Annotated in this window: 2 protein-coding genes and 1 pseudogene; all 3 read right to left on the bottom strand. The window is 36.0% G+C overall.

Going from position 1 to position 1,701, the window contains the following annotated elements; translation table 11 throughout:
• Positions 1-315, bottom strand: a pseudogene (locus tag H1P_RS37165) (ISNCY family transposase); the annotation flags it as partial.
• A 111-nt stretch (positions 316-426) separates the two neighbouring features.
• Complete coding sequence (locus tag H1P_RS37160; RefSeq protein WP_186376340.1) at positions 427-591, bottom strand: hypothetical protein; 165 nt, start codon at positions 589-591, stop codon at positions 427-429.
• 113 nt (positions 592-704) lie between these two features.
• Positions 705-1,037, bottom strand: a complete 333-nt coding sequence (locus H1P_RS35435; RefSeq protein ID WP_144876485.1) for a plasmid mobilization protein — start codon at positions 1,035-1,037, stop codon at positions 705-707.
• Positions 1,038-1,701 lie beyond the last annotated feature (664 nt).

Raw genomic sequence — 1,701 nt, 5'->3', positions numbered from 1 at the left:
TTTTTGGTATACTGGATAAATTGTGGCAGCAGGAACTGGGTCTAATAAATTGCGTATTTGATTATCGCTGGGAATTTTTTCGACCTTAAATAAACTGTCAGCATTATTTTTACACTTCATCTTTGACATCAATCTTTGATGTTCTAGAAATGAAGGTGATTGAGTCAAAAATATTGAAAATGCTGCCATCATAGCATCAGATATTTCATATTTAGTATTATTTCCAGGTTTTCTGGCATCTGGTAAGTCATCTAATTCTTGAATTAAAAAATTAATCAATTGATTAATTTTCATTTCTGCAACTTTTTGTACCATTTTATTTGATTAATAATCGCCACATCTAATAATTTATAAGATTTGACAAATTTTGCTGTGCTATTAATCAAGATTTTTTGTTCAATCGTCATAGTTAGCGTAAATATCACGCTAACTTGCTTCCCCATTTACTTTTTTTCTGCCAAATTTTTCTCTATTCTTTTTCAAAATGAGAATTGCTGCCAATTTACCGTGACGTTTGACTGCTACGGCTTCTTTGCTTGCTAGATACTGGGATGCTTTATCTCTAAATTCTCTAATGCCAACACTTTTCATAATGTTTCCCCTGTTTGGTTAGTTTTAGTCTATGAGCGATCGCTCCAGATTGATAATATTTATTTTTGATGTTCTTCTTTCCCCCTCTTAGTTGTTATGCCTCCTGCCTTCCGTTATTCACTTCCTTTGGTAGATGCTAGAGCGAGTAAGGCTTTTTCTATTGCTATTAAATAGGTGATTACTTCTACGGCTTCAATGGTATTTGTATAGGTATTTGCCCACCGAGCAATTTGATTTAAGTTGTTGCCTATTTTAGCGATTTGATAGGTGCGTTTCATCTGGATTGCTCGGTCGCCAACATTAGTTACTTTAACCCTATTCATAGCTTCTCTAGCTAACTGCGAGATAGTCAATCCAGCAGCGTGTGCAAATAATTCCCAGTCCAATTTTTCTGAGTCTGTGAGTCGAATACTTATGGTGTTGGTACGCTGTACTTTTCTGGGCATGGTTCGCGATTGTTGCTATGGGTTTGAGTTAGTTAAGAGATGCCTATATTTTCTTTTTCCTACTGCCTGAAGGGGTCGAGGGGAAAGCTTTCCCCCGCTAGCCCCCCACGGACGTTGATTTGAGCGTAGCGAAGAGCAATGTCCTACGTGGGGTGGGCTAGCGCTTTCTTTTAAATTTTTGGGTTTATGCACCATAGTATTTAAGCCTATTTTAGCTATCTATAATATAACAATTACTACCATATAACAATCGGGTAGTAATGAAAGAGAAGCTTAATATTTTGTCGAATGACACCTGAATAAGTGAATGGGCTTGATAAATTAAGATACTTCTGGACAACCTCAGTAGGTTCTAAGACTATTTTGTGTAGCACCTTTTCGACTGAAATAATTATTTGCTTTCTAAACCGTAACTTACATTTTTTCTGATACACCCCAATTGAGTATTTCCAGATTGTTAACGGATTTACTCCAAGGTCAGATGTTCGTGTCTATGCAGTTGTTCGTTTTGCTCATTGATAATTAGTAAGATGAACATTGAATAATTAGACTGCAAGATTAAACAAATACCCAGAAGCATTAGTTGAGATGTCAACTAAGATTTAGTCGCAGTATAAAACGAAGACCTTGGTAGCACGAAAAGTCTATTTCAACAGACGTTTTA

It is taken from the genome of Hyella patelloides LEGE 07179 (assembly GCF_900659865.1).
GTDB lineage: Bacteria > Cyanobacteriota > Cyanobacteriia > Cyanobacteriales > Xenococcaceae > Hyella > Hyella patelloides.
Note: the sequence above shows the minus strand (reverse complement) of the source record. Positions and strands in the feature narration are given on the sequence as shown.